Below are 24,258 nucleotides of genomic sequence, written 5' to 3' on the forward strand. Positions count from 1 at the left end.
GGGCTCGATGAGTACCTCGATGATCTGCCAGCAGCACCTGTGCGGTTTGATGTTTATCAAAAGTCAGGCGCCACTCACCAACCCCTGCCACCGCTCGACGCAAAATTGACTCGGATCAAGACTTACCGGCTTTTTTAGCGCACGCTGTAGTTGCCAACAAAAATCAGCGATGCCCCGGAGGCATGCCATGGCACTCATGAAAGCGGCCATTTATGTCGAAAAGAACCGCATCGTGCTGGAAGACAAGCCCATCCCTGAGATCGGCCCGCTAGATGCGCTGATGCGCATCAGCACAACGACGATCTGTGGCACCGATGTGCATATCCTGCGTGGCGAGTATCCAGTGGCCAAAGGGCTGACCGTCGGCCACGAGCCAGTGGGTGTCATCGAAAAACTGGGCTCAGAGGTTCGCGGCTTCCACGAAGGGCAACGCGTCATCGCTGGCGCCATCACCCCAAGCGGCCACAGCAATGCCTGTCTGTGTGGTTGTGGCGCCCAAGACGGCGCCGGTACGGCGCATGGTTTCAAGGCAATGGGTGGCTGGAAGTTCGGCAATGTCATCGACGGTTGCCAGGCTGAATACGTTCGAGTGCCGGACGCAATGGCCAACCTTTCGCCCATTCCCGACAGTCTCTGCGACGAACACGTGCTGATGTGCCCCGATATCATGTCCACCGGTTTTTCTGGTGCAGAACGCGGGGGCGTGACAATCGGCGATACCGTCGCCGTGTTCGCCCTGGGCCCGATCGGCCTGTGCGCCGTCGCCGGCGCCAAAATGCTGGGCGCCACCACCATCATCGGCGTGGATACCGTGGCGGCGCGCATCAGCGTGGCACGCGAAATGGGTGCTTCACACGTGGTCGACTTCAAGCAAGGCAACGTGGTGGCGCAGATCATGGCGCTGACCGATGGCCGTGGCGTAGATGTAGCCATCGAAGCGCTGGGCACCCAGGCCACCTTCGAATGGGCACTGCGGGTGCTGCGCCCCGGCGGCACACTGTCCAGCCTGGGCGTGTACAGCGCCGACCTGCGCATCCCTGTGGATGCATACGCTGCCGGCCTTGGCGATTACCGCATCGTGACCACACTGTGCCCTGGCGGCAAAGAGCGGATGCGCCGGTTGATGGCGGTGGTTGCCAGTGGCCGCGTAGACGTTTCCCCCTTGGTCACCCACCGTTTCCGGCTCGATGATATCGAAGCCGCCTACGAATTGTTCGCCAACCAGCGCGACGGCGTAATGAAGGTGGCGATCACACCCTGAACCTCGCCACGCCGTCGGCAAGGACGCCATTGCCCCCTATCGATAGGCAGTCCCTTGCTCATGCATGCACTGGAGGTTCCAATGAACGTCTACGTCGAGAAAAGCGCCAACGGCAATCGCTGTTGGGTACACATGGACGAGTGGCGGGTGAGTTTCAGCACATCCATAGAAGCCGAGCAGTTCGTAGGCGTGCTGACCGCCCGCCTCAACGCGCCTCATTCAATGAACAAGATCGCCACCGTCGCTCTCAGACCTGCGAAGGAGGCATGAGATGTCGGGGCTGACCGACTTTCAGCTGCTCGGGCAGCCTGCGCCAAACTGCAAACCACCGGCCATTCATTTCAAACCACTGACATGCCGGTGCAGTGAGTGCCGGGTCAACGGCTTGTGTTTGCCCGCGGGTTTGCCCATGCACTGCAACAGTTATTTCGGCACACTGATCGGCCCTCGTATCCGGGTCAGCAAGGGGGCTGCGCTGTTCAGCGCTAATGTGCCCTTGAGTAGCCTGTATGCGGTGCACTCAGGCAGCTTCAAGACGAACCTGAACAACGCCGAAGGCCAGGGTGTGATCATCAACTTCTGGATGACAGGGGACGTACTGGGGCTCGATGCCGTAGCGACCGAGCTTCATGTCTGTGATGCCATCGCCCTGGAAGACAGCGAAGTGTGCCCGTTGCCCTATCATCGCCTGCAAGCCCTGGCGCGTAATTTCCCCATGCTGCAACAGAGCTTGAACCGCCTGATGAGCAGGGAGATTATCCGCGAGCATGAGCGCGTGCTGATGCTTTGCAACCTCTCTGCCGAGCAGCGGCTTGCCAGTTTCCTGCTGAGCCTTTCCCGCCGCTTCGTCAGCCGCGGCTATTCACCCCACGGTTTCATGTTGCGCATGTCTCGCGAAGACATCGGCTCCTACCTCGGGCTGCGCCTGGAAACCATATGCCGCTCAGTCGCTCACTTACGCGGTCTGGGTATCGTTACCCTGCACGGCCGGCAGGTGGAGATCCTCGACATGGCAGCGCTGATCGCGCTCGAACTGGGCTCCCCGGCCAGCTTTGCCATCGCCCCGGTAAAGGCCTGATGCTCGACCTAGTGAACTTGGCTCACGGGGCCGTGGCATTGGGCATCGGCATGCTGGTTGGCCTTGAACGGGAGCGCAAGAAGGTCAACAGTGAGGCTCCCGCCGCAGCGGGTTTGAGAACCTTCGCAATCACCGCCCTGATGGGGTATGTCTGCCATGTATTGGCTGGTCCGGTTCTGGTCGGCGTTGCATTGGTGGGCATAGCGCTGCTGTTGGCCATTTACCACCGCACAAAACCCGACGAAGATTCGGACATTACCAGCGCAATCGCCTTGCTGCTGGTGTTGGTGTTGGGAGGCCTGACAGTCGAACACCCCGAGCTGGCAACCGCCATCGGTATCGTACTCACCATACTGCTGGCCCTGAGGCGTGAGCTTCATCGTTTCGTGCTGCAGCAACTAAGCGAGGGCGAACTGCGCAATGGCTTGTTGCTCCTTACAGTAGCGCTGGTTGTGCTGCCGTTGACGCCGGACCGCTTCATTGGCCCCTACGGGGTACTGAACCCGCGGGTAATCTGCACGCTGGTCGTGTTACTGATGGCCGTCGGTGCGTTAGGGCATATCGCCATGCGCCTGCTGGGGCCACGCTATGGCCTGGCCCTGAGTGCGATCGCATCCGGGTTTGCTTCTGGCTCAGCGACCATTGCCGTGCTTGGCCATCAAGCACGAAGGCAGGACACGTTCATGCGCGCGTTCGCCGCTGCAGCGGTGCTGTCCAACCTCGCCACCCTTGTCCAGTTTGGTTTGGTGATTGGCGTTGTCGACGTGGGCCTGCTGCGCCCTTTCTGGCCATCTATAGGTCTCGGTATGCTGGTCACGCTCATTTACGGCGTGCTGTTGCTGGCGCCTTGGCGCCCTGTGCCAGTCTGCCCCACGACCAAGCCCGGCAGCGGTGCTTTCAGCCTGCTCACAGCACTGCTCATCACACTAGCGATTACCTGCATTGCATTGTTCTCGGCGTTTCTGCTCGAGCACCTTGGTCACAAGGGGCTCAGCATTGCTGCCTTTATCAGTGGCTTGGGCGATGCGCATGCAGCAACTGCTTCGATCGCTTCACTCGTTGCTGCAGGCCAGCTGAACAGTGCCGACCTGACGCTACCGGCAATGATGGCGCTCACAGGGAATACCATAACCAAATGCGTACTGGCTTGGAGCAGCGGCGGTTCTTTGTTCGCTCGCCACCTCATTCCGGCTCAGTTCATCATTCTTGGCACGGTATGGCTTGCATTTTTGATCTGATACATCAGTCGGAACGCTCCGAACGATTTGACACAGCCATGGCCGGCACATCCCGCCATTAGGCGCTCAGCATTCGAGGTACAGTTTTCAACCTCTGACACCAAGGTAACTGCTAACTCCTTGTCGGCAAGTTCTTCGCAGATGAGCGCCAAATAGTCCGTTGCTTTCACCAGGCCTGCACGCCTTTCACTGCGTCACCTCTCGCAACACCTCGTCCTTGACCACCGCCCCACCAATCGGCGCCTTCAGCAGCAGGAAGTACGCCACCGCCGAACACAACGCCACCACCGCGCTGATCATGAACGCCGTATTGAACGACCCCGAGTACTGAATGCTAAAGCCCGTAACGATCGGCGCGACCGACCCGGCAATATACCCACCGAAGTTCTGGATCGAACCAAACGAGGCCACCCGCGGGCTGTCGACGATGGTGTTGACGATCATCCACGCCGTGGCACTGGCCATGTTGATGCTGAACAACGCCAGGCACAGCAGAATCACACACCCGGTAAGCCCGGTGACGTACGACAGCGGCAAGGTAAACAGCGCTGCCAGCACCAGGCCGGTGATCACGCTGAACTTGCGGCTGCCGAGAATGCTCATGCCCCGCTTCACCAGCCGATCACAGAAGCGGCCGGCGACGATGGTCCCTACCGCACCAAAGCCATAGGCCAACGACACCACCCAGGCAGTCTTGTACAAGTCCAGGCCATGCTCGCGCTCAAAGTAACCGGGTAGCCAGGTCAGGTGCAGCCAGAGCATGTAGATCACGCCCATGAAACCCAGCACGGCGCCCCAGGTGCTGCGATGCTTGAACAGGTCGAGCCAGCCGGCAAAGTACGACACCTTGGGTGCTTGCGGGGCGGCGGCAGGTGCCACGTGCTCGGTGGGCAGCGGTTTGCCTTCGGCCGCCAGCTCGGCCAGGTACTGCGCCTTGCTTTTGTAGAAGGTCAGCCAGCACACCGCCAGCACTACGCCCAGCAACCCAGTGATGATGAACATGCCGCGCCAGCCGTAGTTGACCATCAACAGCGTCAACAATGGAGGAGCCAGGCAAGGCCCGAGGCAGGTCGACGACCAGACAATGCCGGTAGGTGTGCCGCGTTCGTTGGCATCGAACCATTCCGACAGCGCCTTGGCTGCCGACGGGAACATCGGCGCCTCGCCGATCCCCAGCAGCACGCGCAGGCCCATGAAGCCGGCGAAGCTGTTGACCAGGCCGAAGGTGGTCTGGGCGACCGACCAGGCCAGCAACGATGCGCCGAGGGCGATCTTGCTGCCCAGGCGGTCGATGATCATGCCCATCGGTAACTGGGCGAAGGCGTAGGCAATGGAGAACGCCGACAGCAGGATGCCCATCTGCGAGGGGCTGATCATCATGTCTTTCTGGATCGAGGTGTTGGCGATCGACAGCGCACTGCGGTCCAGGTAGTTGACGATACCTATCAACAGCAGGAACACCACCGTGATGCTCTGGTACTTCTTCAGTTTGTTCATTGCGTGGCCTTTATTATTATTGTTGCAGCGCGTTCAGCGCCTAGGCGATCCGTCATTGCTGTCGCGTTCATCCATGGTCGATTGCTGTTGGATCAGGGTTGCCGCGCGGTCACTGCCGCTTCGAGCAGGCCGCGGCGGCTGAGGCTGTCAATCAGCGAGCGCAGGCCGAAGTTCCACTGCGGCGCCTGGTCGCTGGTGGTCACCCGGTTGCTCAAGGCGCCCAGCTGCGCGCTGCTGATGGTGACTACGTCGCCAGGCTTGTGAGTGAAGCCATTGCCCGGTTGGTCGCGGTCTTGCTTGGGGGCGAACAGGGTACCGAGAAACAGCACCAGGCCGTCCGGGTACTGGTGATTTTCGTTGAGGGTCTGCTGCACCAGGTCGAGCGGGTCGCGGCTGATCTGCTGCATCGAGCTGCGGCCCGAGAGGATGAAGCCCTCCTCCCCTTCAACCCGCAGGTCGACTTCGGCGTTACGCACGTCATCGAGGCTGAAACCTTCGTCGAACAGACGCAGCAGCGGGCCCAGCGAGGTCGAGGCGTTGTTGTCCTTGGCTTTGGACAGCAGCAAGGCACTGCGCCCTTCGAAGTCACGCAGGTTGACGTCGTTACCAAGCATCGCGCCCTTGATGCTGCCGTCGCTGGACACTGCCAGTACCACTTCCGGTTCCGGGTTGTTCCAGCTTGATTTGGGATGGATGCCGATGTCGGCGCCGTGGCCCACTGCCGACAGCGGCTGGGCCTTGGTGAAGACTTCGGCATCCGGGCCGATGCCGACCTCCAGATACTGCGACCACAAGCCCTGCTCCACCAGCACGGCGCGCAACGCCTCGGCCTGGGCTGAACCTGGGACGATCTGTGAAAGATCGGCACCGATGCGGCTGGCCAGCGTGTCGCGGATCGCATCAGCCTTGGCCGGGTCGCCCTTGGCTTGCTCCTCGACCACGCGTTCCAGCAGGCTGGCGGCAAAGGTCACGCCGGCAGCCTTGACGGCCTGCAGATCGATCGGTGCCAGCAGCCAGGGTTTGCTGATGTCACGTTGGCGTGGATCGCTGTTGGCAAGCAGCGCCGGCAGCTCGGTCAGCGCATCGGCCAACGGCAGCGAACGCAGGTAAGCCACCGGGTCAGCCACTTCGAGCAGCGCCGAAACCGTGGCGACGTGGGCGCTGATGTCATGCACTGCGCCCTCCTTCACCAATACTACTGCCGGGCCTTGCTCGGGCAGCCATACCCGCCCTACCCAGCTGCCACTGTTACAGACGGCGGCATTGTGGCTCAACGGCAACGAAGGTTTGCTATTCGATTGATCTGTCATGTCTCTACCTTTTTTGTAGTTGTCTATCAGTGACCAAGCGCGGCCACTTGCAATTGGGCGGCGAGCTGGTTGAGGTCTGCGACCAGAGTCGGCGCCAGGCTTACGCCCTGGGCCAGAGCCTTGCTGCGCAGGGCCAGGCCGGCTTGCCCAGGCAGGCGCACCGGGCGCTCCGGATCTACTGGGCGGCTGGCGAGGATCAGTTGGCCGAGGAAGCTGGTTTCGTCAGTAAACGCCTGTAGGCCGCCAAAGAAGCGCGGATCAATAACTACCGCAGTGGCCGACGCGCCCCATTGATCAGGGCAGTCCTTGCGGCCATGGCCGGCCAGGCCCGAGGTCAGTGCTTCGACCAGAATCGCCAGAGCGAAGCCCTTGTGGCCGAAGGCCTGGCCACCCAGCGGCAAGATGCTGCCCTGGGGGCGGGTGAAGAAGTCCGCAGGGTCATCACTCGCCTTGCCTTCGTTGCTCATCAGCACCGGGTGCGCCAGTTTGCTGCCGTTATCCCGGCATTGGCTGACCATGGCCATGGTCACGGTGGACATGCTCACATCCAGCAGGATCGGTTCGCCGCCGGTGGGGATACCGGCCGCAATTGGGTTCGGTGTGTAGATCGGGTCAACTCCGCCATGGGCACAGACCAACCCTACCGACGGATCGGAGGAATACACCATCGCGACCAAGCCACGGTCGGTGTATGGCTTCAAGTAGGCCGCCAGGCAGCCAATATGCGCAGCGCGGCGGACCACGGCGATGCCGATGCCCTGCGCGCTGGCCCCGCTGGCCGCACAGTCCAACGCACGGCTGACGCAGTACGGGCCGAGTACATAGTTGCCGTCGAACAGGCTGGCAACACCGCTGTCGGAGATCTGCTCCAGCGCTGCCGCCTGAGCCTTGACCTGGCCACTCAACATGCCGCCAATGTAGCGACTGACCAGATTCAGGCCATGGGTGCGATGGCCGAGCAACTCGCCTTCGAGCAGCACTCGGGTTACCACTTGGGCGACCTCCGCATCGGCGCCGGCGTTTTCAAACAGGCGCTCGACAAACGTGCTGAGCGCGTTCACTTCATAGCGGATGGCTTCGCTCATACGCTCAGTTCCCGGTTTGGTTGAGCGCTGCCGTGCTCGGCTGACCATCCACCAGGCGCTGAATGCCCAGCGGGTTGGCGTTCTGCAAGGCCGGCGGCAGCATGGCGTCAGGGATGTTCTGGTAGCACACCGGGCGCAGGAAGCGGTCGATGGCCAGGGTGCCAACCGAGGTGCCACGGGCATCGGAGGTCGCGGGATACGGGCCGCCATGCACCATCGCATCGCAGACTTCGACGCCGGTCGGGTAGCCGTTGAGCAACACTCGGCCCACTTTCACTTCCAGTGCGCCAAGCAGCGAGCCGTGGTCAGCCAGGTCTTGCTCATCCGCCAGCAAGGTTGCTGTCAGCTGACCGCGCAGAGCGTTCACGGCTTGCAGCAGTTGCTCGGCATCATCGATCCGAACCACCACAGTGCACGGACCAAACACCTCTTCCTGCAGCAGCTCGTCCTGCTCCAGCAGCAGGCTGACATCTGCCTCGAACAGCTGCGGCTGGGCCTGATTGCCCTGTTGCCGGGCACCGCTCAGGTGCTCGATACCAGGGTGCGCGAGCAACCTCTGCAGGCCTTTGTCGTAGCTGCGCAGGGTGCCGGGGTTGAGCATGGTCTGCGCCGGCTGATCAGCCATGTGCCCGCGCAATTGCTCGATAAAATCAGTGAAGGCTGGCGAGCGAATGCCTAATACCAGGCCCGGATTGGTGCAGAATTGCCCGCAGCCCTGTACCACCGATGCGGTCAAGTCCTTGGCTAGCTGGGCACCGCGACTTGCCAGTGCCTTCGGCAGTGCCAGCACCGGGTTTATGCTCGACATCTCGGCAAACACCGGGATCGGCTGCGGCCGCGCTGCCGCCATATCGCACAACGCTCGGCCGCCTTTGAGCGAACCAGTGAAGCCCACCGCCTGGATACCCGGGTGTTTGACCAGCGCTTCCCCCACGCCGCTGCCGAAGATCATGTTGAACACGCCCGCCGGCATGCCAGTGCGCTCGGCAGCGCGGATCAACGCTTCGGCAACGCGTTCGGCAGTTGCCATATGGCCGCTGTGGGCCTTGAACACGACCGGGCAGCCGGCGGCCAATGCCGCAGCGGTATCGCCTCCCGCGGTGGAGAACGCCAGCGGGAAGTTGCTGGCACCGAACACGGCCACCGGGCCAACGCCGATGCGGTATTGACGCAGGTCGGGACGTGGCAGCGGCGTGCGCGCTGGCAGCGCTTGATCAATACGAGCGCCATAGAAATCGCCACGGCGCAGGACCTTGGCAAACAGACGCATCTGGCCGCTGGTGCGACCCCGTTCGCCTTGGATTCGAGCGCTGGGCAGCGCAGTTTCCTGGCAGGTCAGGTTGATGAAGTCATCACCGAGGGCGTCGAGTTCGTCGGCGATCGCCTCAAGGAACTCCGCGCGGCGCACCGCCGGCAGATTGCGATATGTCGGGAACGCAGCACTGGCCGCCGCCACGGCGTTGTCGACCTCGGTCAAGGTCGCTTGATGAAAGCCGCCCGCTAGCTGCTCGCCGGTATGGGCGTCGATGCTGTAGACCAGGGTGTCGCCAAGTGCGCTGCGCTGGCCGCCGATGAAGTTGAATCCGTTAACGTGCATAAAAAGTCGCCTCGAAAGATGAAGGGGGCTGGCAGTCAGGTCACGGCACCGATCTGCCAGGGCACGAACTCGTTCTGCCCGTAGCCGTGCTGTTCGCTCTTGCTGCGCTCACCCGAGGCGATGCGCAGCATCTGTTGAAAGATGTAGGCACCGCTTTCTTCGATGCTGGTGGAGCCGTCGGCGATCCCGCCGCAGTTGACGTCCATGTCCTCTTCCTGGTGCTCGAACACCCGGTTGTTGGTGGCCAGCTTGATCGACGGCGCAGGCGCGCAGCCGTAGGCCGAGCCCCGGCCGGTGGTGAAGGCAATCAGGTTGGCGCCGCCGGCGACCTGGCCGGTGGCGGAGACCGGGTCATAACCTGGGGTGTCCATGAACACCAGGCCTTGAGCGCGCACCGGCTCGGCGTATTGATAGACGTCGACCAGATTGCTCGAGCCGGCCTTGGCCACCGCGCCGAGGGATTTCTCCAGAATGGTGGTCAGCCCTCCTGCTTTGTTACCCGCCGAAGGGTTGTTGTTGAGCTCGGCGTTCATGCGCTGGCAGTAGTCTTCCCACCAATGAATGCGTGCGATCAGCTTCTCGCCGACCTCACGGCTCACCGCTCGGCGCGTCAGCAGGTGCTCTGCGCCATAGATCTCCGGTGTTTCCGACAGAATCGCGGTGCCGCCGGCCGCGACCAGGCGGTCAACGGCATTACCCAGTGCCGGGTTGGCGGTGATCCCGGAGTAACCATCGGAACCGCCGCATTGCAGGCCAACGACCAGGTGCCGCGCACTGACTGGCTCACGTTTGACCCGATTGGCGTCGGCCAGCAGCGTCTTGACCTGCTCGATGCCGGCGGCGATGGTCTTGGAGGTGCCGCCGATGCCCTGGATAGTGAAGGTGCGCAGTTGCTCGCTGGCTTTCAGGCCCTGAGTTTCCAGCAGACTCTCGATCTGGTTGGTTTCACAGCCCAGACCAATGATCAGCACAGCGGCGAAATTGGGATGTATCGCATAGCCTGCCAAGGTACGCCGCAACAGACCCAGCGCTTCGCCACTGGGGTCCACTGCGCAACCGGCACCGTGGGTCAGGGCGACCACACCGTCGATATTCGGGTAGTCGGCCAGCGCCTCGGGGTGTATATCGCGACGGAAATGATCAGCCACTGCCCGGGCGACGGTTGCCGAGCAATTCACCGAGGTAAGGATGCCAATGTAGTTGCGTGTGGCGACGCGGCCGTCGCCGCGCACAATCCCCTGAAACACTGCTTCAGTAGCAGCCAGGCTGCGTGCATCGACGCCAAAGGCATAGTCGCGGGAGAAGTCGCCCATCTGCACGTTGTGCACATGGACGTGATCGCCAGGTTCGATGGTTTGCGAGGCGAAACCGATAATCTGGCCGTAACGGCGCAGTGGCTGGCCCTGCTCCAAACGCTCGGTAGCGACTTTGTGCCCCGACGGGATGGGTTGGCGCACGGTAATCGCTTCGCCGTCCAGCTCAAGGCCTTCAGGCAGCGCCTGGCGTGCAATCAGGACGTTGTCCAGCGGGTTGAGGCGGATGACCGCAGGGTCGGCGCAGCGGGCAATCAGTTCCATGGGACCTCTCAGGGTACGGCTGACTTCTTGTTATGGCGTCGCCCGTTTGCTGCCGGGCGAATCTGCCACCACTGTATGAAGCCTCACCGATAATTCCCAATGAGATGAACCGATCAGCCGATAACCGGGGGTTATCAATGCGTCAAATCGACCCTCGTTTAGAAATCGCTACTGCTGCCTTCCTCCATGCGCCGCTGCTGGGCAAACTCCAGCAGGATATCGATGAATTCCCGCGCAGAGCCGGTTGGCGGCTGATCCTTACGGGTGATCACGCCGTACTCCAGCGGCGATAGATGCAGCGGGCTCTGCAGTTCCTTGAACAGGCCGCTGCTCAGCTGCGCGGCAACCATCGAGCGCGGCAGCATGGCGATCATCGGTGCCGACTGCAGCAATTGCAGGAACATCGGCATTGAAATGGTCTCAACGCTATCGGCGGGTGTGGCAATGCCGGCCACCTTGAAGGCCTGCTCAAGCCGCCCGCGCAGCGGCGTACCCAGCGGGTACAGCACCCACGGCCAGTCCGCGAGCGCCTCGAGCGGCGTGCTGGCCAGCTGATTGAGCGGGTGACTGCTGTTGACCACCAAGGCAAACGGTTCAGGTTCCAACGGCTGAAAGTCGAACACCTGGCTGAAGCGCTCCTCGGTGAAACGGCCGATCATGATGTCGAGCTTGTTCTGCTCGAGCATCGTCAGCAGGTGGTCACTGGAATGCTCCACCACCTCGATCGACAGCAACGGGCTACGTGCTTTGATCGCAGCAATGGCCTGCGGCAGCACCCGCGGCGTCGAGGCAAAAATCCCGCCCACCCGGATAAACCCATGGCCGCCCTTGCGCAGGCGGTTGAGCTGGTCGACAAACTGCTGCGACTCGGCCAATGCGCCCTGGGCGTACTTGACCACGTATTCGCCAAGCTCGGTCGGCGGCATGCTGCGCGGCAGGCGCTCGAACAGAGCAAAGCCAAACTGCTCCTCGAGATCGCGCAGCATCTTGCTCAACGCCGGCTGGCTCAGGTTCATCAGGTTGGCGGTGGCGTGCATGTTGCGGGTACGGGCCAGGCTGTCGATCAGCACCAGGTGCTTGAAGCGCAGCCAGTTGCAAAAGCTGGAGTGGATGATGTCGGACGGCATCAGAAAACGGCCTCAGGCAGGTAGACAAACATGGCTATTGTGGGGCTCGCAGGTACTGCAGCAACGTTTCCAGTGCCACCGAGCGCGGCCGTGAACGCAGCGTCAGCAGGCCCAGGTTGGCCAGGCTGATCGGCAGCTCCACCGGCAGGATCGCGACCATCCCGTACTGGGCGTAATGCGCGGCGACATCGTTGGGCACCACGGCGATCATGTCGGACGCCTCCAGCATGGCGGTGGTCGCCAGAATCGACGCAGTCTCGACGATGTCCAGCGATTGCACCATCCCCCCGGCCTGCAGCGCACTTTCGACCCGCCGCCGCATCGGGCTGCCGATCGGGTGCAGGATCCACGTCAACGCGACCAGATCAGCCAGCTGCAATGTGCTCGCTGCCGCCATCGGGTGGCCAGCGCGGGCGATCACGCGCATCTGCTCACCGCCCTCGAACAACTCGATTTTGAGGTCCTGGCTGTCGCTCTGATCCGGCAAGCGCCCCACCACCAGATCGAAGTCACCACGCAGTAACGCCGGCAGCAAGGTATCGCTGGTACCCACTTCAAGCGAAATGCGCACCTTGGGGTGGTCGCGCTTGTAGGCCAGCACAGCCTTGGTCAGCAAGCCCGGCACCGGCCCCATTACGCTGCCGACCCGCACCAGCCCGGCGGCGCCACGCGCAAGCTCGGCGATCTGCGCTTGGGCGTGCTCGAACTCGTGCAGCGCACTTTGCGCGTAGCGAATCATCACCTCGCCGTACAGGGTTGGCTGCATGCCACGCGGCAGGCGCTCGAACAGGCGCACTTCAAGGCGCTCCTCGAGCTGTTGCAGCAGCAGGCTCGCAGCAGGCTGGGTGGTGTGCATGGCCGCAGCAGCGCGGCGCAGGTTGCCGAACTCGCCCAAGGCGTTGAGCAGGGTTATCTGACGGCTGGAGATCTTCAGCGGGCCAAGACTGCGCGGCGCCTGCGAGGTGTCTGCTGGGGTCTGAGGCATATCAATTCTGATATCCATAGTTAGGAATTGGCGATTATGCCTGTATCGCTCGGCAACCTACAGTCAGGTCTCCAGAGGTAACCCAGAACAAGAGACCGCCATGAGCATACGCATTACCCACCTGAGCGTTCGCGACATTCGCTTCCCGACTTCGCTGTCACTGGACGGCTCCGATGCCATGAATAGCGCGCCTGACTACTCGGCCGCCTACGTCGTGCTGCACACCGATGCCGGCGAGCTCGAAGGCCACGGCTTGACCTTCACCATTGGCCGCGGCAACGAGATCTGCGCCGCTGCCGTGCAGTCGTTGGCGCCGCTGATCGTCGGCCAGACCCTGGAAGAGATCACCGCAGACATGGGTGGTTTCTGGCACCGCTTCACCGTGGGTGACAGCCAACTGCGCTGGCTGGGGCCGGAAAAAGGTGTCATCCACCTGGCCACTGCCGCCATCGTCAACGCCGTGTGGGACTTGTGGGCCAAACATGAAGGCAAGCCAGTGTGGAAGCTGCTGGCCGACATGAGCCCCGAGCAACTGGTCGCGTGCCTGGACTTTAGCTACGTCACCGACGTGCTCACCCCGGAAGAAGCCATCGCCCTGCTCCGCCGCCAGGTGCCGGGCAAGGCCCAACGCGAGGCGCAGATGCTTCGCGAAGGTTACCCCGGCTACACCACCGCGCCCGGCTGGCTCGGCTACAGCGAAGAGAAGATGCGCCGCCTGGCACGTGAAGCGGTCGAGGACGGCTGGACCCATATCAAGCAGAAGATCGGCGCCGACCTGGAAGAAGACATTCGCCGCGCCAGCATCCTGCGTGACGAGATCGGCTGGGAGCGGACCTTGATGATGGACGCCAACCAGGTCTGGGGCGTCGAGGAGTCTGTCAGCAACATGCGCCGGCTGGCAGCCTTTGCCCCGCTGTGGATCGAAGAACCAACCAGCCCCGATGACATTCTTGGCCATGCCACGATCCGCCAGCGCATCGCGCCGATTGGTGTCGCCACCGGCGAGCATTGCCACAACCGGGTGATGTTCAAGCAGATGTTCCAGGCCGGCGCGCTGGACTTCTGTCAGCTCGATGCAGCACGCCTGGGCGGCCTCAACGAGGTGCTGATCGTGCTGCTGATGGCTGCCAAGTACGACGTGCCGGTGTGCCCGCACGGCGGCGGTGTCGGCCTGTGCGAGTATGTGCAGAACATCGCGCTGTTCGACTACATCGCCGTTTCCGCCTCGCTGCACAACCGGGTGCTGGAGTACGTCGACCATCTGCATGAACACTTCATCGACCCCGTGGTGATCCGCCGCGGCCGCTACATGCCGCCGCAGCGCCCGGGCTACAGCATTGAAATGCACGCCGAGACCCTGGAACGTTACCAATATCCCGACGGCGCAGTCTGGCTGGACATCCAGCGTGGTTGATTGACCTACCGCAGCGCGACGCACCACCGCGGCGCGCTGTTACTTATAGCTTTCGGGGAAAAAACAATGACAATCCTCACACAACCGACAGCGGCTGCCGCGCCTGCTGTTGCGGCTGATCAGCGCCTGAACAGCCTGCTTTTGCGCAAACTGATGCCACTGCTGGTCATCGTCTATGTAATGAGTTTTCTCGACCGTACCAACATCGCCTTGGCCAAGGCCAGCATGGGCGTTGACCTCGGCTTGTCGGCTGCTGCGTATGGGCTGGGCGCGGGTCTGTTCTTCCTGACCTACGCCTTGGCCGAGGTGCCGAGCAACCTGATCATGCAACGGGTTGGCGCGCGCTTCTGGATTACACGCATCATGATCACCTGGGGCCTGTTGTCTGCCGGCATGGCTTTCGTCGAGGGTGAGACTTCGTTCTACGTCATGCGCCTGCTGCTGGGCGTCGCCGAGGCGGGGCTGTTTCCCGGCGTCATGCTCTACCTGACCTACTGGTTCGACCGCGAGCAACGCGCCCGCGCCACGGGCTATTTCCTGCTCGGCGTGTGCCTGGCAAACATCCTCAGCGGGCCGCTGGGCGGTGCCTTGCTGGAAATGGACGGCGTGCTCGGCTGGCATGGTTGGCAGTGGTTGTTCGTGCTTGAAGGCTTGCCCGCCGTGGCGCTGGCGTATGTCGTCTGGAAAAAGCTGCCCGATGGGCCGAGTTCGGCGCCGTGGTTATCGGCCGCTGATGCGCAGGACATCGAGCGCCGGCTGGCGGCTGAACGTGCCGCTGCACCGCAGCAGAGCAAGCTGTCGCAGATGTTTCGCGACAAGCAGATCTGGCTGGCGATCGCCGTGTACTTTGTGCATCAGATCACTATCTACACCGTGATCTTCTTCCTGCCCGGGATCATCGGCACTTACGGCGCACTGTCGCCCTTGCAGATTGGCCTGCTCACGTCAGTGCCTTGGATCGCTGCTGCAATTGGCGCGGCAACCCTGCCACGCCTTGCCACTTCACCAAACCGTTGCCGCACGCTGCTGTTCTTCGGCCTGCTGACCATGGCCGCCGGGCTGCTGCTGGCTTCGGTAGCCAACTCGTTCATTGGCCTGATCGGGTTCTCGCTGACGGCATTGATGCTGTTCGTGGTGCAGTCGATCATCTTCGTCTTCCCCTCCAGTCGCTTGAGCGGCAATGCGCTGGCTGCCGGCCTGGCATTTGTCACGACCTGCGGTTTGCTCGGGGGCTTTGTCGGCCCATCGGTGATGGGCTTGATCGAGCAAGCAACCGGCAGCACCCGCAATGGCTTGTGGATCATTGCTTCGATGCTGGTTCTGGCTGCGCTGCTCAGCATGCGCCTGCGCCAGGGTCAGGAGCAGTAACCGCCATTGGTCGGGGAACCGCCCTTTGCAAACGACTGCTACCCGCCCACAGCGCTCATAACTACTGAGGGTGGTGCAACGGCATCACCCCTCACTCCTGTGCTTGGCCTGCCTGCTGGCAGGCCTTTTTTATTCAGCCGAGGGAATGATCATGCGCGAGCAAATGATAATGGGTGGCGGCAGCGTTGAAGACGATTGGCCAGAATTGGTCCCGGACCGCCCCGATGGGCAAGCAGACGACCCAGATGCTGACCCTAACTTGACTGACCCGGACGAGCGCCCTGGCGTCCCCGCCAGTGATCCTGAATCAGGCGCCTGACCTGGCCGTAGACTTCCAGCAGACAAAACAAAGCCGCTCCCAATCAGGAGCGGCTTTGCTCAGACAGCCCGACAGTAACTGCTGGCTACCGCTTGTTCAGGCAGTAGGCAGCATCGACTGGTTGGCACCGGCACTGGAGGCAGGTTTGCCACCCGATGGCCTCCAGCTCACTTCACTGATCCCGTATCGTTCGGCCATGGGCCTGCTGACCTTGCGAATCTTTTCACGACCAAACTTGGGAATAATGCCAATACCGGCGTCACAACTAGCCCAGTGCCAAGCCTCGGCGTTATCCATCCGATCCAGCCGGATGATGAAGCTGCGCGTTTTACCGTGCAGCTTGTAATCGACGATATAAAGCTCTGGGGTAGGCATCGCAGGGGGCCTCCTCTTCTCCATGGATGACAACTAGTGGAACCGGCGGGATCACGAAGATTCAAAATTTTGTCGAACAAAGCACATAAACGGTTTGCGGCGACCCCGCATGCGTTCAGGCACCGGCAGGGTCGAGCTGCAGCAGCAGGCCGAATCCACCCAGCAAGACCCAGAAAATCAGGAACAACCACGGCGTCCGGATCGAAAACATCAGCGATTTGCGGTAACCACGATGGGTTGACTCAGACTCGCTGAACAACGGCCAATCATCGTATGCAAAGCCCATGCTTGGCTCGTTGTGCAACAGGTGACTTTGCTTGAAATGCCAGTGGTCGATGATGCCGTACGAGGCGCGAATTCCAGGCCAGGCGTTGAGTGAGCTGATGATGCCCAGCAATGCCAAAAACGCAGGCACAACCAGAGTAAAAAGCCTGCCCCAGCTGGGATTGCCGTTGGCCATGCAGGACGCATAGGCAATTACCAGAAAAGACTGGGCCGACAGATAAGCATCTGTGCGGTTGGCAAGAATCGTGGTCTCGAACTGGATTTCTCGGCGGTAAAACTCCAACCGCTCGCGGGGGGTTTCGAATGTTACCCCCTGCGGCGGCGGAACAAGATCCTCGCTGGTGACCGATGTGATGATGCGATCCGTCATTACTACTCCTCTCAGCTGCTCGCAGCGGGTCCAAGCCGCCCATTGGTTACCGGGTCTGTGGCAACACCTGGGGTCAATACGACCTTGCGGCAGCGTTCTTGCTGTTCGTCGAACATCTCATAGCCGCGCACTGCATCTTCCAGGCTGAGGCGATGGGTGATGATTGCTTCGGGATTGAGCCGTCCTGCTTCGATATGTTCGAGCAGTTCAGGCAGGAAACGTTGTACGTGGGTTTGGCCCATCTTGAAGGTCAGGCCTTTGTCGAATGCATCACCGAACAAGAAGCCATGGATGAAGCCGGCATATACGCCGGGCACACTGACTACGCCACCACGGCGCACTGCTGCCATGCACTGGCGCAGCGCCTTGCCGTTGCTGCCTTCAAGCTTCAGCGCAGTCAGTACCGATTCAGCAGTACTGCCCTTGGCCTCAAAACCCACTGCATCAATGGCCGCGTCAACGCCGCGCATGCCTGCGGTCTGGCGAATAATGGTGTCAGCAGGATCGTCGTCATGATCAAAATCGATCGGAATCACGCCGTAGGCGCGCTTGGCGTAGTCAAGTCGATAGGCATGTTTGTCGACCATGAAAATCTGCTCGACCCCAAGCATGCGTGCGCACGCAGCACTCAGCAGTCCTACCGGACCTGCCCCATAAATAGCCAGGGAAGAACCCTGGCCAACTCCCGCATTGGTCACTGCCTGCCAGGCGGTGGGCAGAATGTCTGACAGGAACAGAACTTTGTCATCGCTCAGCGTGCCTGGGACCTTGAAGGGGCCGACATTGGCTTTCGGCACCCGTACATACTCGGCCTGGCCGCCGGGAATGCCGCCATACAGGTGGCTATAGCCAAACAAGGCTGCACCGGAGGGGATCAACTTCTTGTTGAGGATCGCCCCGCGTCCGGTATTGGTCGTCTCACAAGCGGCAAACAGGTCATTTTGGCAAAAGAAGCAGCTGCCGCAGGCAATCACGAACGGGATGACAACACGATCTCCACGCTGAACCGCGGTGACTTCGCTGCCAACGTCTTCAACAATCCCCATGAACTCATGGCCGAGAATATCGCCCTCTTCGAGCGCAGGTATCCTGCCGTGATACAGGTGCAGATCGGAGCCACAGATGGCAGTGGCGGTTACTCGCAGCAGAATGTCGTCCTTCTCTTGAATGCCAGGGTCAGCAACAGTATCAACCCGGACATCTCCAGCGCCGTGAAAGGTCAATGCGCGCATATTTGTCGCCTCCAAGTGCAGCTGCTTAGTAGTTACGAGCCGGCCCAAATGGGATCGGCTCCATCAACATTCGCTGCGACTGACCAGCGGCGCCAAATACCGCCCTGCAAGATTTCAGGCGTGAACGCTCCATTGAACCGAGTCGATACTGATCGGCAGCTCATCGATAGTGTGGATCAGGCCGCCCGCTATTGCCTCCTCAGCACTCAAGATGCGTGGTTTGGCCAGCAAATAGTGCTCTATATCCAAGGGTTGCTCAGCGCCAGCCGTGCGCTCCGCAACTATTTGCGCGTAGAACTGCAAGTCGTAATCGAGGCTCATGGCGTACTCGGACATACGTGCGTGGTCGACTGAGCCGTGCAGCGTCCAGTGGAATGGGTGAAACAGAAACTTGCTCATGCGGCAGGCCGTGCGCTGTTCACCCGCCAGAAACAGAATATTGCCCATCGATTCGACCGTGCCGAGGTTGTGCGTATGCACCAGTACCGGCAACGAGCGCAGAAAGTTGTACAGCGTGAAACCGTAACTGCAGTCACCGCCCATGGTGGCGATGTTCAACTGAAGGGTTTGCGCGCCTTGGTTGAGGGCTCGCGAACAGGTATTGATCAGGTTACCGCAGGTCGAAGATGTGATCGGGCCGGTGAAGTGAATGATGTGACGGGCCATGCGTGCCTCCGGAGGTGGCGGGCATTGGATGCCGGTGCATATATCAAGGTGGAATCGTCAAGCGCGGCAAAGTTCAAAATTGCTGGTGGCGCTGCGTACCAAGGCGCCCACTGGTCAACCCACGCTGAACCCTGACGCTCACGCAGAGGTCGCAGTAAAAGACCGATTCTGCACAAGGACTCCACCGTGAGCGACATTCGCATCGGCATATCCGGATGGCGTTATAGCCCCTGGCGCAAGGACTTCTACCCGGAAGGCCTGCGCCAGAAGGATGAACTCGCGTTTGCGTCACGAGCAGTCAACAGCATTGAAATCAACGGCTCTTTCTACGCGCTGCAAACCCCAGCACGATATGCACAATGGCGCGATGAAACACCAGACGACTTCATCTTCTCGGTCAAGGCCCCGCGCTATATCACCCATACCCGCCGGCTCAAGGATATCGAAGAGCCGCTGGCGAATTTCTTCGCCTCCGGTCCACTGATGCTGGGTGCCAAGCTTGGTCCGATGCTGTGGCAGTTCCCGGCCACGATGAAGTTCGATGAAGAACGCTTCAAAGCTTTCTTCGAGCAGCTCCCGCGCGATCGCCGGGCCGCCTGCCGCTGTGCCGAGCAGTGCGCCGAACGCCTGCGCGGCAATGGCGCGACCGCCATCAGCGGTAATGTCCCTTTGCGTTACGCCATCGAGATCCGTCACGAGAGTTTCCTCTGCGCCGCCTTCATCAAACTGCTGCGCAAACACAACATTGCCTTGGTTGTCGCCGACAGCGCCGGCAAATGGCCCTATGTCGAAGACGTGACCGCAGATTTTGTCTATATGCGCCTGCATGGCGATGTCGAGCTGTACAGCAGCGGCTATACCGCAAGCGCCCTGCGCCGTTGGCGCCAGCGCATCGAAGCCTGGAGCCAAGGTGGCCAGGCGCAAGACGCTCGTCTGGTGGTGCCCGGCGCACCGCGCAAGCGCGCCCAGCGCGACGTCTACTGCTACTTCGACAACGACCAGAAAGTCCATGCCCCTTATGACGCACGGCGTCTGTTATCCAAGCTCAAGCTCGATGGCGAACTGGTCACCGAGCCGGGCGTCGAACCGCAGGTGGATCTATGAACCAACCGCTACACGAAGCGCGCTGCAGCGTCGGCAGCGTTACTGCCGTGCATGGCCTTAACGTGCTGACGATCAACGTGCACAAAGGTTTTACCTTCTTCAATCGGCGCTTCATCTTGCCCGAGCTGCGCGAAGCGGTACGCAGTACCGGCGCCGATCTGGTGTTTCTGCAAGAAGTACATGGTACTCATCTGCAACATGCCGAGCGCCATCCGACCTGGCCAACCACGCCACAATACGAGTTTCTTGCCGACAGCATGTGGTCGCAGTTCGCCTACGGGCGCAATGCGGTGTATCCCCATGGCGACCACGGCAACGCGTTGCTGTCCAAATTCCCCATCGTCGAGCACCGAAATCTGGACGTCTCGATTGACGGTAATGAAGAGCGCGGCCTGCTCCACTGCCGCCTGCAGGTGCCTGGCCATGATCAGGTGCATGCGGTGTGTGTTCATCTGGGCCTGCGTGAGGCTCACCGCCAACGCCAGGTGCAGCTGTTGCTGGAATTGCTCGACAGCTTGCCGGCCAAAGCGCCGGTGATCGTCGCCGGCGACTTCAACGACTGGCGCCTCAAGGCCGACAGCGTGCTCAGCGAGCACCTGGTCGAGGCCTTTGGCGACCGCTTCGGCATGCCTGCGCGCAGCTTCCCGGCACGCCTGCCGCTGCTGCGGCTGGACCGCATCTACCTACGCAATGCCCTGCCGCGCTCGGCGCAGGTGCTATCCAAATACCCATGGTCGCATCTGTCCGACCATGCCCCCCTGGCCGCGGAGATCAGCCTATGACGTTATCCTGGACTGAAGGCAACACTGTGCAGTTGCTGATCAATGGCGAGGAGTTTTACCCCCGTGTCTTCGAGGCAATGGGCCAAGCGCAGGAGGAGATCCTGCTCGAGACGTTCATCATCTTCGATGACAAGGTTGGCCAGCAGCTGCAGCGGGTGCTGATCGAAGCTGCCCAGCGCGGCGTGCGTGTCGAGCTGGTGGCTGACGGCTACGGCACCGGCGAGCTGCCTGATGCGTTCATCGCAGCGATGACCGAAGCGGGTGTGCGCTTCCACGCCTTCGATCCGCAGCCGAAAGTGGCTGGCATGCGCACCAACCTGTTCCATCGCCTACACCGCAAGATCGTGGTGATCGACGCTGAGCGGGCGTTCATTGGCGGGATCAATTACAGCGCCGATCACCTGGGCGACTTCGGGCCGATGGCCAAGCAGGATTACGCGGTGGAAGTCACCGGTCCCGTGGTCGCCCAGGTGCACGCCTCGAGTATCAGGCTGATGAAGCCGGTGCTGGCCGAACCCAAGCGGGTCAAGCCGGTGACCGAGCCGGCGGGGTCGGTGCGCGCGGTGCTGGTCGAGCGTGACAACCGCAAGCACCGCAACGATATCGAAGAGCAGTATCTGCAGGCCATACGCGGTGCGCGCAAGCGCATCCTCATCGCCAATGCGTATTTCTTCCCCGGCTACCGGCTGTTGCGCGAGCTACGCAATGCGTCTCGCCGTGGCATCGAGGTAACGCTCATTCTGCAAGGGCAACCAGACATGCGTTGGGTGCGCGCGCTGTCGCGGTTGCTCTACAACTACCTGCTGCGCGACAACGTGCGGATTCACGAATACTGCCAGCGCCCATTGCACGGCAAGGTTGCCCTGGTCGATGACGAATGGTCGACAGTCGGCTCGAGCAACCTCGACCCGCTGAGCCTTGCGTTCAATCTGGAAGCCAACCTGCTGATCAAGGATCGTGCGTTTAACCAGCAACTGTACGAGCACCTCAGCCAACTGGCCGGCAATCACTGCAAGGCCGTCACCCTTGAGCGGATGATTCGTGGCTACTGGTGGCGAGCGCCATTGATTTTTGCCGGCTTCCACCTGACCCGAGACTTTCCGCGGATTGCCGGGGTGCTGCCAGCCCATCGGCAACGCCTGAAATCGCTGCAACCTGAAGTCAGTACCCAAGGTGAACTGCGTGAGGGCAATACCTGATGGAACGGAAAACCTGGCTCACTTGGGGCAAGCGCCTGTTCACCCTGCTGTTCATGCTGATGATCCCGGTATTGCTGTACTACCTGGCGCGCAACCTCGACTGGAATGAAGTCCGTCAGTCGCTGCTGGCCTACAAGCCTGGCACGTTGATCGTCGGTTTGGGCCTGGCCCTGTGCAGTTATCTGGTGTTCGCCAGCTACGATCTGCTCGGGCGCGCCTACACCGGCCACAAGCTGCCTGCTCGGCAGGTGCTGCCGGTGGCCTTCGTCTGCTATGCGTTCAACCTCAACTTCACCACCTGGGTCGGCGGCGTCGCCCTGCGCTATCGCCTGTACGGGCGTCTGGGCCTGGATAACGCCACCATCACGCGCATCCTCACCTTGGGTTTGCTGACCAACTGGATGGGCTACATGCTGCTGGCCGGCAGCGTGTTTGCCATGCGCCTGGTCAAGCTGCCTGAGAGCTGGTCGGTGGGTGCCACCGGGCTGCAGCTCATCGGTGTGCTGATGATCGCCGTATCGGTCGGCTACGTGCTGGCCTGCGGTTACGCCAAACGCCGCACCTGGCATATCCGCAAGCACGAGATCACCCTGCCCTCGCTGCGCCTGGCGCTGTGTCAAGTTGCCTTGGGCGCCAGCAACTGGGCGCTGATGGCGGTGCTGATCTACTGGCTGCTGCCGGGTGATCTGTTCTACCCGTCCATTCTCGGTGTATTGCTGATCAGCTGTGTGGCGGGCGTGGTGGCGCACATCCCGGCCGGGCTCGGAGTGCTGGAAACGGTGTTCCTGGCCCTGCTGCAAGGCCAGCTCAGCCAGGGCAGCCTGGTCGCCGGACTACTCGGCTATCGCACCCTGTACTACCTGATACCGCTGGTGCTGGCGGTGATCGCTTATCTGATTCTGGAGAAACGCGCCAAGGCCCTGCGCCAGCAGGACAAAGCGCAATTGCACAAAACCTGAGCGTCAACAAAAGCGGCCGACCGTAAAGGCCAAGGCCCGGGAGACAAACCATGTGTATCCGTGCCTTGCTTTTACTCGGTGCATGCCTGGCCAGCAGTCACGTGCTGGCTGAGGCCTGCGACGTCGTGACCCGCTCTTCCAGCGAGGCAGTCAAGCCTGTCGAAGGCCACACCTGCTACAGCTACAGCAACATGCCCGCCGAGGCCATCGACTGGTCGTGCAGCAACGAGAGCAAGGAGATGCTCAGCACCGACAAGCGCAAAGTCGCCAAATGCGCCGAAGGCAGTGTCGGTAGCTGTATTGCCCAGTTGACCCAGGAAACCCTGGCCAATCCCAAGTCGATGGGCCGCGATGAACCCGCCACGCGGCCAGCGATCGGCAAGGAGGCCCGGGTGATCACTTACTACTACGACACGCCAAGCCTGGGCCAGGCGCGCACGGATTGCGAACGCAGCAACGGCATCTGGCAGACCCACTAGAGGCTGCCGGACACAGGTCGGCCCCGGCCTGGCTCGAAGCTGCTCAACCTGCAGCAGCCTCGAGCCACACCGGGGCCGATTTCAGGACGGCTCAGGGCGAGATGGGATCGCTGGCCGGGAAAGTCTCATCAAGGGCGTTGTCGACATTGCTCTCATTCGGTTGCGCAGTCTCGCCGCATTTGCAGTCGCCCATGCGACAAGGCTCGCCATTGCGGTGACCGCTGGCGCAGGCTTCGCAGCAGTAGCCCTTGCCGTCTTGCAGGAGGGTATTGGCGTTGATCGTGCAAGCGCAGTCAAGGCATGCACAGCGTAGTTCGGTCATGATTCGCGGCTCCGGTTGGATGCTTCATCGTCTACAGGTGAGACCTCATCGGTCCATGGCTCGCCATCCAGCGGCGCTGAGCGCGCCAGCTCTGCTTCGTCGAGGCCAAAGCCGCCGCCGATTTCCTCGGCGTCTACTTCACGCAAGACTTGGTCGGCCGGGTCTCCACCATCACCTGGCTCGTGCGGGTCGCGAGCGCCGGTCTGATCGAACAAGGTGTCTGGGCTCAGGTCGTCCAAGGTCACGTTGTCTTCGTGCAGGCTCTCGGTCAGAGCCTCGCCACCGGTCATGCCGCTTTCGGCCACACGCTCTGGCGGGAAGTCATGTTCGACTTCAGCCAGTGAGCGCTCGTCGCCGGCCCTGCCCTGGCGCTCATCGTCGCGGTCGCTGAAGTCCAGCTCGTGCACACTGCCCATCCGATCCTGAATATCGTCGATCTCGGCAGGCGTGCGGGTTTTCGGGTCGTTAGGCTGAGCCATGTGCGCTCTCCATCAGGTGGGTTCATAAAGTCGACCATCCCGGTTCGCAGATGACTCAAATTTGTTTATCAGGTGCAGACCAAATCCTCGCAGCCGTTGATATCCCCCCGCCCGTCACAGATGGAACTCCCTGCGCCGCCCTCGCCTCCC

24 protein-coding genes are annotated in these 24,258 nt (G+C 61.5%); 11 read left to right on the forward strand and 13 right to left on the reverse strand.

Annotated elements, in window-relative coordinates:
• Positions 1-187: 187 nt before the first annotated feature.
• The 4 genes from IDM28_RS10995 to IDM28_RS11010 all read left to right on the forward strand — a co-directional run bounded on the left by IDM28_RS10995 (position 188) and on the right by IDM28_RS11010 (position 3,577).
• Positions 188-1,261: an NAD(P)-dependent alcohol dehydrogenase gene (locus IDM28_RS10995; RefSeq protein ID WP_150569271.1), complete on the forward strand. Its 1,074-nt coding sequence runs from the start codon at positions 188-190 to the stop codon at positions 1,259-1,261.
• Positions 1,262-1,342: 81 nt separating this feature from the next.
• Complete coding sequence (locus IDM28_RS11000; protein ID WP_188035918.1) at positions 1,343-1,531, forward strand: hypothetical protein; 189 nt, start codon at positions 1,343-1,345, stop codon at positions 1,529-1,531.
• Between the two features lies 1 nt (position 1,532).
• On the forward strand, positions 1,533-2,339 hold the full coding sequence (locus tag IDM28_RS11005) for a helix-turn-helix domain-containing protein (RefSeq protein WP_188035919.1): 807 nt from the start codon (positions 1,533-1,535) through the stop codon (positions 2,337-2,339).
• On the forward strand, positions 2,339-3,577 hold the full coding sequence (locus IDM28_RS11010; RefSeq protein ID WP_188035920.1) for an MgtC/SapB family protein: 1,239 nt from the start codon (positions 2,339-2,341) through the stop codon (positions 3,575-3,577). Before IDM28_RS11005 ends, IDM28_RS11010 begins: the two co-directional genes overlap by 1 nt.
• Positions 3,578-3,763: 186 nt before the next feature.
• Here the strand turns inward: IDM28_RS11010 and IDM28_RS11015 are convergent, their stop codons facing one another.
• From IDM28_RS11015 to IDM28_RS11045, 7 genes are all read right to left on the reverse strand, one after another.
• Positions 3,764-5,074, reverse strand: coding sequence for an MFS transporter (locus IDM28_RS11015; protein WP_101319391.1), 1,311 nt, complete (start codon positions 5,072-5,074; stop codon positions 3,764-3,766).
• Positions 5,075-5,166: 92 nt separating this feature from the next.
• Entirely contained in the window at positions 5,167-6,384 is a 1,218-nt protein-coding gene (locus IDM28_RS11020; RefSeq protein WP_188035921.1) for a fumarylacetoacetate hydrolase family protein, read from the reverse strand.
• A 26-nt stretch (positions 6,385-6,410) separates the two neighbouring features.
• Entirely contained in the window at positions 6,411-7,469 is a 1,059-nt protein-coding gene (locus IDM28_RS11025; protein ID WP_188035922.1) for an Ldh family oxidoreductase, read from the reverse strand.
• Between the two features lie 4 nt (positions 7,470-7,473).
• Positions 7,474-9,066 carry an aldehyde dehydrogenase (NADP(+)) gene (locus tag IDM28_RS11030; protein ID WP_188035923.1) on the reverse strand — a complete coding sequence of 531 codons (1,593 nt, stop codon included), beginning with the start codon at positions 9,064-9,066 and terminating at the stop codon, positions 7,474-7,476.
• Between the two features lie 35 nt (positions 9,067-9,101).
• The gene (locus IDM28_RS11035; protein ID WP_188035924.1) at positions 9,102-10,643 is read right to left on the reverse strand and encodes a UxaA family hydrolase; all 1,542 of its coding nucleotides are present in this window, start codon (positions 10,641-10,643) and stop codon (positions 9,102-9,104) included.
• A 158-nt stretch (positions 10,644-10,801) separates the two neighbouring features.
• Positions 10,802-11,770 carry a LysR family transcriptional regulator gene (locus IDM28_RS11040; RefSeq protein ID WP_101319402.1) on the reverse strand — a complete coding sequence of 323 codons (969 nt, stop codon included), beginning with the start codon at positions 11,768-11,770 and terminating at the stop codon, positions 10,802-10,804.
• Positions 11,771-11,804: 34 nt separating this feature from the next.
• The gene (locus IDM28_RS11045) at positions 11,805-12,755 is read right to left on the reverse strand and encodes a LysR family transcriptional regulator (protein WP_188035925.1); all 951 of its coding nucleotides are present in this window, start codon (positions 12,753-12,755) and stop codon (positions 11,805-11,807) included.
• A 100-nt stretch (positions 12,756-12,855) separates the two neighbouring features.
• Between IDM28_RS11045 and IDM28_RS11050 the strand changes: the two genes are divergently transcribed.
• On the forward strand, positions 12,856-14,169 hold the full coding sequence (locus IDM28_RS11050) for an L-fuconate dehydratase (RefSeq protein ID WP_150569265.1): 1,314 nt from the start codon (positions 12,856-12,858) through the stop codon (positions 14,167-14,169).
• A gap of 66 nt (positions 14,170-14,235) precedes the next feature.
• Positions 14,236-15,537, forward strand: a complete 1,302-nt coding sequence (locus IDM28_RS11055; RefSeq protein WP_188035926.1) for an MFS transporter — start codon at positions 14,236-14,238, stop codon at positions 15,535-15,537.
• A gap of 415 nt (positions 15,538-15,952) precedes the next feature.
• Here the strand turns inward: IDM28_RS11055 and IDM28_RS11060 are convergent, their stop codons facing one another.
• The 4 genes from IDM28_RS11060 to IDM28_RS11075 all read right to left on the reverse strand — a co-directional run bounded on the left by IDM28_RS11060 (position 15,953) and on the right by IDM28_RS11075 (position 18,784).
• Positions 15,953-16,231, reverse strand: a complete 279-nt coding sequence (locus tag IDM28_RS11060; RefSeq protein ID WP_101319410.1) for a DUF6555 family protein — start codon at positions 16,229-16,231, stop codon at positions 15,953-15,955.
• 115 nt (positions 16,232-16,346) lie between these two features.
• Complete coding sequence (locus IDM28_RS11065; protein ID WP_188035927.1) at positions 16,347-16,886, reverse strand: hypothetical protein; 540 nt, start codon at positions 16,884-16,886, stop codon at positions 16,347-16,349.
• An 11-nt stretch (positions 16,887-16,897) separates the two neighbouring features.
• Positions 16,898-18,118 carry a zinc-dependent alcohol dehydrogenase gene (locus IDM28_RS11070; protein WP_101319414.1) on the reverse strand — a complete coding sequence of 407 codons (1,221 nt, stop codon included), beginning with the start codon at positions 18,116-18,118 and terminating at the stop codon, positions 16,898-16,900.
• Positions 18,119-18,232: 114 nt separating this feature from the next.
• Positions 18,233-18,784, reverse strand: coding sequence for an ATP-dependent Clp protease proteolytic subunit (locus IDM28_RS11075; RefSeq protein WP_101319416.1), 552 nt, complete (start codon positions 18,782-18,784; stop codon positions 18,233-18,235).
• 186 nt (positions 18,785-18,970) lie between these two features.
• On the opposite strand from IDM28_RS11075, the gene IDM28_RS11080 reads away from it, so the two are divergent.
• From IDM28_RS11080 to IDM28_RS11100, 5 genes are read left to right on the forward strand one after another with little or no spacing between them, the layout of a single operon-like run.
• Complete coding sequence (locus tag IDM28_RS11080) at positions 18,971-19,888, forward strand: DUF72 domain-containing protein (RefSeq protein ID WP_188035928.1); 918 nt, start codon at positions 18,971-18,973, stop codon at positions 19,886-19,888.
• Positions 19,885-20,670 (forward strand): endonuclease/exonuclease/phosphatase family protein, encoded by a 786-nt coding sequence (locus tag IDM28_RS11085; RefSeq protein ID WP_150569259.1) that lies wholly within the window; start codon positions 19,885-19,887, stop codon positions 20,668-20,670. The genes IDM28_RS11080 and IDM28_RS11085 overlap by 4 nt, the downstream gene beginning before the upstream one ends.
• Positions 20,667-21,869, forward strand: a complete 1,203-nt coding sequence (clsB, locus tag IDM28_RS11090) for a cardiolipin synthase ClsB (RefSeq protein WP_188035929.1) — start codon at positions 20,667-20,669, stop codon at positions 21,867-21,869. Before IDM28_RS11085 ends, clsB begins: the two co-directional genes overlap by 4 nt.
• Positions 21,869-22,828, forward strand: coding sequence for a lysylphosphatidylglycerol synthase domain-containing protein (locus tag IDM28_RS11095; protein WP_101319425.1), 960 nt, complete (start codon positions 21,869-21,871; stop codon positions 22,826-22,828). The genes clsB and IDM28_RS11095 overlap by 1 nt, the downstream gene beginning before the upstream one ends.
• 50 nt (positions 22,829-22,878) lie before the next feature.
• Entirely contained in the window at positions 22,879-23,307 is a 429-nt protein-coding gene (locus tag IDM28_RS11100) for a hypothetical protein (protein WP_150569257.1), read from the forward strand.
• A gap of 91 nt (positions 23,308-23,398) precedes the next feature.
• Here IDM28_RS11100 and IDM28_RS11105 read toward each other — a convergent pair whose 3' ends face one another.
• Complete coding sequence (locus IDM28_RS11105) at positions 23,399-23,629, reverse strand: metallothionein (protein ID WP_103437316.1); 231 nt, start codon at positions 23,627-23,629, stop codon at positions 23,399-23,401.
• Entirely contained in the window at positions 23,626-24,108 is a 483-nt protein-coding gene (locus IDM28_RS11110; RefSeq protein ID WP_101319431.1) for a phosphotransferase system, HPr-related protein, read from the reverse strand. Before IDM28_RS11110 ends, IDM28_RS11105 begins: the two co-directional genes overlap by 4 nt.
• Positions 24,109-24,258 lie beyond the last annotated feature (150 nt).

The sequence above is a fragment of the Pseudomonas sp. EZ-C24 genome (genome assembly GCF_014525325.1).
Lineage (GTDB): Bacteria > Pseudomonadota > Gammaproteobacteria > Pseudomonadales > Pseudomonadaceae > Aquipseudomonas > Aquipseudomonas shirazensis.